The sequence below is a fragment of the Pseudomonas sp. AGC41 genome (assembly GCF_057334555.1).
Genome location: NZ_JBHFJB010000146.1, coordinates 126215 through 132217, shown reverse-complemented (window position 1 = coordinate 132217; position 6003 = coordinate 126215). Strand labels below are relative to the sequence as shown.

The window sequence follows — 6003 nt, the reverse complement described above, 5'->3', positions numbered from 1 at the left end:
GCGTTGTGTCAGTCAGCAACAATATTGGCTGAGCTACCGCCTTCGCGAGCAGGCTCGCTCCCACAGGGGGACCAACAACTCTGAAAGAGACCCAGCATGAGCGACTCCGGCCGCGCCGATGCACTGCTAGCCAACCTGCCACGCAACGGCCGTGGCCGCCTCAAGGTTTTCCTCGGCGCCGCCCCAGGTGTGGGCAAGACCTACGCCATGCTGCAAGCGGCCCATACCCGGTTGCGCCAAGGAACCAACGTCATCGCCGCGGTCGTCGAGACCCACGGGCGCGCCGAGACTGAAGCCTTGTTGAATGGCCTGGCGCAACAGCCGATGGTGCGTTCGGAATACCGCGGCGTGATGCTCGAGGAAATGGATCTCGACGGCCTGCTTGCCGCTCGCCCGAGCCTGGCGCTGGTGGACGAGTTGGCCCACAGCAACGCCCCCGGCAGCCGCCACGCCAAGCGCTGGCAAGACATCCAGGAACTGCTCGCCGCCGGCATCGACGTTTTCACCACGGTCAACGTCCAGCATCTGGAAAGCCTCAACGATCAGGTTCGTGGCATCACCGGTGTGCAGGTTCGCGAGACTTTGCCGGACTGGGTCTTGCAGGAAGCCGATGAGCTGCTGCTGATCGACCTGCCACCGCGCGAACTGCTGGAGCGTCTGCGTGATGGCAAGGTCTATGTGCCGGAACAGGCCCGCGCGGCGATCGATGCGTTTTTCTCCCAGACCAATCTCACCGCCCTGCGTGAGCTGGCCATGCAGACCGCTGCCGCGCAAGTGGACAACGACCTGGCCCAGGGTTATCGGCAACTGGGCCAGTCGGCCCCGGCGGTCCAGGGCCGGTTGCTGGTGGGCGTGGATGCGGATCACCAGGCCGAACGGCTGGTGCGCCACGCCAGCCGGGTCGCCCAGCGCCGGCATCTGCCCTGGAGCGTGGTGCATGTAGACAACGGCACGGCACGGGACGAGTCCTCGCGCCAGCGTTTGCAGAGCGCCCAGCAACTGGCGGAACGCCTTGGCGGGGAGGTGGTGCTGCTGCGCGCGGGAGAGGTCGCCAGGACGCTGATCCAGCACGCGATGCAGCGGCGGGCCACGTTGGTGTTGGTCGGGCAGTCCCGCCGGCGCTTGCGCAGGCGTCTGTTCGGCGGCGGCCTGGCTTCGCGGTTGCTGCGCGATGCCCGTGGACTGGAGATCAACGTGTTGGACGGCGATGAAACACCGCCGCCGCCGCGCCTGCGTCCGGGCACCGTCCAGACCGGGTTCGACTATGTGCTGGCGCTGGTGGCTACGCTGGCCGCCAGTGCCCTGGCCTGGGGGATTTCCGGGTTGCTTGCGTTGCCCAATATCTCCCTGGTATTCCTGATGGCGGTGTTGCTGGTGGCGGTGCGCAGCAGCCTCGGCCCGGCGCTGGCCTGTGCGGCGCTGTCATTCCTGGCGTATGACTTTCTGTTCATCCCACCGAATTTCTCCCTGACGATCCAGCGCGAAGAAGATGTACTGACGCTGGTGTTTTTCCTCTTGATGGCTGCCCTGACCGGCAACCTCGCGGCGCGCCAGCGTCGGCAGTTGCAGGCGCTGCGCGACACCCAGCAGGAAACCGCTGAGCTGCTCGATCTGTCGCGCAAACTGACGGCCGCGACCGATCGCCAGGCCGTGATCAGCGCCGCCGTGCAACACCTCAACAGCGAGGGCGATTTGCAACTGTGCCTGCTCAAGCGCGACGCACAGCACGGCTGGCACGTCGAGACGGCAGAGCCGTTGACCTTCACCGAGGCCGAGCGCGCCGCCGCCGACTGGTCCTGGCAACACGATCAGCCGGCCGGCGCCGGCACCGCGACGCTGCCGTCCGGGCGCTGGTGGTGGTGGCCCTTGTCGTCCGAGGGTGGCCCGCTGGGCCTGTTGGGAGTCTGCCTGAAGGACGGCAAGCCCTTGAGCGGTCAGCGTCGCCGCTTGCTGGCGGCGCTCAGCCAGCCGCTGGCCCAGGCGCTGGCTCGGGCGCAGCTGGCGCAGGACCTGGAAGCGGCGCGCCTGCACGGCGAAACCGAGCAATTGCGTAGCGCCTTGCTGGCCTCCGTCTCCCATGATTTGCGCACGCCCCTGACTTCCATGCGCGGCAGCATCGACAGCCTGCTGGCGCTGGGCGAGGCGATCCCGCTGCAGGACCGTCGCGAATTGCTCGAAGGCACCCGCGACGAAGCCGAGCGCCTGGATCGTTATATCCAGAACCTGCTCGATATGACCCGCCTCGGCCACGGTGCGCTGAAGCTGGCGCGCGATTGGGTATCGCCGGCCGACATCGTGGGCAGCGCGTTGAACCGGTTGCGGGCGGTGCTGGCGCCACTGGCGGTGAGCATCGAAGTGCCGACCGGCTTGCCGCTGTTGTATGTCCATGCGGCGCTGATCGAGCAGGCGCTGGTCAATGTGCTGGAAAACGCCGCGCGGTTTTCGCCCGCCCATGGTCGGTTGCGGTTGAGCGCCGGAGCGACGCCTGATGAAATACACTTCGCGGTGGCTGATGAGGGGCCAGGAATTCCCGAGCCGGAACGCGAAAAAATCTTCGACATGTTCTACACCGCTGCGCGCGGCGACCGTGGCGGGCAGGGCACCGGGCTGGGGCTGGCGATCTGTCAGGGCATGGTCGGCGCCCATGGCGGACGGATCAGCGTCGACGAGGGGCTCGATGGGCGCGGCACCTGCATCACCTTGCACCTGCCCTTGCAGACACAACCGGGGATGGACGATGAAGCCTGACCGGCACTGCGTTATGCTCCCGCCACTTGACCGCAATGAACGGACCTCATGAGCCAGAACGCGACCCTTTTGGTCATCGATGACGAACCGCAGATCCGCAAGTTCTTGCGGATCAGCCTGACCTCGCAAGGCTACAAGGTGCTCGAAGCCGAGACCGGCGCAGCGGGCCTGGCCCAGGCGGCGTTGAACAAGCCTGATCTGCTGGTGCTCGACCTTGGCCTGCCGGACATGGACGGCCAGCAGGTACTGCGCGAGTTTCGCCAATGGTCTGCGGTGCCGGTGCTGGTTTTGTCAGTACGGGCCAGCGAAGCACAGAAGGTCGAGGCGCTGGACAACGGTGCGAATGACTACGTGACCAAGCCTTTCGGCATTCAGGAATTCCTCGCGCGCGTGCGCGCGCTCCTGCGCCAGGCGCCGGCGGGCGAGGCACCGTCGGCGGCATTGACGTTCGGCCCGCTGACGGTCGACCTGGCTTATCGCCGGGTCCTGCTGGACGGCGCCGAAGTGGCCCTGACTCGCAAGGAATACGCGGTGCTGGCGCAACTGGCGCGGCATCCGGGAAGGGTCATCACCCAACAGCAACTGCTCAAGGACATCTGGGGCCCGACCCACGTCGAAGACAGCCACTACCTGCGCATCGTCATCGGTCACTTGCGCCAGAAACTCGCCGACGACCCGACCCGGCCGCGGTTCATCGTGACCGAGGCGGGGGTGGGGTATCGGTTGTTGGAGGAGGGTGGGTTTTAGTCTTGTACTGTCTGGCTGGCCTCTTCGCGAGCAGGCTCGCTCCCACACTTGAGCGCATTTCATTGTGGGAGCGAGCCTGCTCGCGAAGGGGCCGAAACAGTCACTCGGAGCCTTCAGCTCTGCTCACTCTCATACCGATCCAGCGTATCGCTGGCAATCTCCCGTCCCAGCGCGATCAGCTCCGGCGCCTTGTAGAACTCGAAGAACCGGCACACTCGTTTTGGCACGTTGATCAGCACATCCGGCGGGTAGCCGGCGATCTTGTATTGGGCCAGCGAAGTCTGCATCACCTCGAAGCTCTGGTTGATCAGATCAAGCAACGAGGCCGGCCCGACGTTATCGATGATGAAAGAGCCGGTGGCGGATTTCGGTGCGCCTTCGATTTCCGGCGCGGCGGCCGGTTGCTGGCCTTCCGGTTCGGCGGAATCGAGCCATGGGTTGATGTCGGCCGCCTCGGCCTTCAGCGCTTCCTGTTCCAACAGCAACAATTGCTCGGCCTGTTTGCGGCGAAACGGCAACCGCGAACCGAGGGAATTGACCAGGGTGTCGAAGCGCCGCCGGAACGCGGCGGGGCGCTGGATCACGGGCAACCGGTATTGCTTCTGGTTGGTGGCGTTGAGGTTGACCGCGATGATCAGGTCGCAATGGCTCGACACCACCGGCACGATCGGCAGCGGGTTGAGCAAGCCGCCATCCACCAGCATGCGGTTGCCTTGCATCACCGGGGTGAACAGGCTGGGAATCGCCGCCGAGGCGCGCATCGCCTGGTGCAGGCAACCTTCCTGGAACCAGATTTCCTGCTGGTTGGTCAGGTCGGTGGCCACCGCCGTGTAGGGAATGCGCAGGTCTTCGATATTGAGCTCGCCGACGATCTTGCGGATCTGCCCGAAGACTTTTTCGCCGCGAATGGCCCCGAGGCGAAAGCTGACATCCACCAACCGCAGCACGTCCAGGTAGTCGAGGCTTTCGATCCAGTTGCGGTAGTCCTTGAGCTTGCCCGCCGCGTAGATCCCGCCTACGACCGCACCCATGGAACAACCGGCAATGCAGGCGATGTCGTAGCCGCGTCGTTCGATTTCCTCGATCACTCCGATATGGGCATAGCCCCGGGCGCCGCCCGAGCCCAATACCAATGCGACACGTTTTGTCATGAGCAGGCCTCTTGTCGAACAGACGTCAACAATGCACTCATCGACGGGCCGGCTCAATCGTTGTGGCGCAGGCGTCGTTTTTTGACACGCCGCAGCGGCATTTGCGTATGCTCGTGCCCACTTGAATATAGCGGCCGCGCCGAGGCACTTTTTGCCGGCGAAACCGTCTTACCAGCACGACTGTTGACCTTGAGGTGTTATCGATGAAAGCCCGGATCTGCCTGCCCCTGGTGGCGTCCCTGATGGTTCTGGCCCTGGCCGGTTGCGCCGGCAAGACCGCTTACCGCGACAGTTGCGGCAGCCAGCTTGACAGCGCCTGGCGCGAACTTGACCTGGCCAAGGCCGAAGGCTTTGCCGGCACCGTCAGCTACTCCAAGGCTCTTTCGTTGCTGACCGGGGCCAAGACCCAGCAGCAGTTCGAAGCCTTCGAGGGCTGCACCAAGAAAGCCGAGAAGGCGCGTTTCTACATTCGCGAATCCCGCGCGGGACGATAAGGACAGCTGCAAGCTTCGTAATGTGAAGCTGCGCACGGAGTAGCTCATGATCGATCGGCTGGTGGCCCGGATTCTGGGCCTGGAAGTCCGTCTGCTGGCCTGCCAGGCCCGCTTGAATGCCCATACCGATAGCGAAGCTCTGCACGAGCTGCGAACCACTGTTCGCCGCTTGCGCAGCTTGCTTCGGCCACTGCGCGGGTTGCCCGGCGTCGAGCAGTTGGAGACAGCCGCATCGGCCGTCGGTGCCCTGACCACCCCCTTGCGCGACCGTGAGGTGCTGGCGGCGTATCTTGAGCAGCACGGCAAGACCGAGGCCGCGCAGCGACGCCAGCTGCAAATGGCCGAGGCCTATCCCGCCGTGGCCAGCAGTCCGGAGTTGGCGCATTTGCTGATGATCCTCGACGCATTCCCGCGCTTCATCCGCGCTGCACAGCGCCAGGGTCTGCTTGCGGGATTACGCAAACGCGTTGAGAAGCGCCTCGACAAACAATGGAAAAAGCTCGGCGAAGCCTTGCGCGATCCGGCTCATGACCGTCACCGACTGCGCCTGCTGATCAAGCGCGTGCGTTACGCCATCGAGGCCTACCCGGAACTGGATCGCTTGCCGAAACCGGCCATGCCTCGACTCAAATCCGCCCAAGGCGCGTTGGGCGATTGGCATGATTGCTGGCAATGGTTGGTGCGGGCCGGGGAAGAAGACGACTTGCGCTCCTGCGTACCTGTCTGGCGGATCACCATGGAAAAGGCCGAGGCCAAGTCCGACCGGGTGCTCGATAAACTCCTCGTAAGTTGCTTCGATAAATCCTGAATCTGCCCGTAACCCCTGTGGGAGCGAGCTTGCTCGCGATAGCGGTGTATCAGTC

5 protein-coding genes are annotated in these 6003 nt (G+C 64.6%); 4 read left to right on the top strand and 1 reads right to left on the bottom strand.

Annotated features, from left to right (window positions below; translation table 11 throughout):
* Positions 1-96 precede the first annotated feature (96 nt).
* Together ACE04F_RS23985 and ACE04F_RS23980 are read left to right on the top strand one after the other, a co-directional pair.
* Entirely contained in the window at positions 97-2748 is a 2652-nt protein-coding gene (locus ACE04F_RS23985; protein WP_486110191.1) for a DUF4118 domain-containing protein, read from the top strand.
* A gap of 48 nt (positions 2749-2796) precedes the next feature.
* Complete coding sequence (locus ACE04F_RS23980; RefSeq protein ID WP_434629402.1) at positions 2797-3495, top strand: response regulator; 699 nt, start codon at positions 2797-2799, stop codon at positions 3493-3495.
* 113 nt (positions 3496-3608) lie between these two features.
* Here the strand turns inward: ACE04F_RS23980 and ACE04F_RS23975 are convergent, their stop codons facing one another.
* On the bottom strand, positions 3609-4646 hold the full coding sequence (locus tag ACE04F_RS23975) for a patatin-like phospholipase family protein (protein ID WP_486110190.1): 1038 nt from the start codon (positions 4644-4646) through the stop codon (positions 3609-3611).
* A 203-nt stretch (positions 4647-4849) separates the two neighbouring features.
* Between ACE04F_RS23975 and ACE04F_RS23970 the strand changes: the two genes are divergently transcribed.
* Both ACE04F_RS23970 and ACE04F_RS23965 read left to right on the top strand, forming a co-directional pair.
* Complete coding sequence (locus ACE04F_RS23970) at positions 4850-5140, top strand: hypothetical protein (RefSeq protein ID WP_039588883.1); 291 nt, start codon at positions 4850-4852, stop codon at positions 5138-5140.
* 46 nt (positions 5141-5186) lie between these two features.
* Positions 5187-5948: a CHAD domain-containing protein gene (locus ACE04F_RS23965; RefSeq protein ID WP_486110189.1), complete on the top strand. Its 762-nt coding sequence runs from the start codon at positions 5187-5189 to the stop codon at positions 5946-5948.
* Positions 5949-6003: the final 55 nt, after the last annotated feature.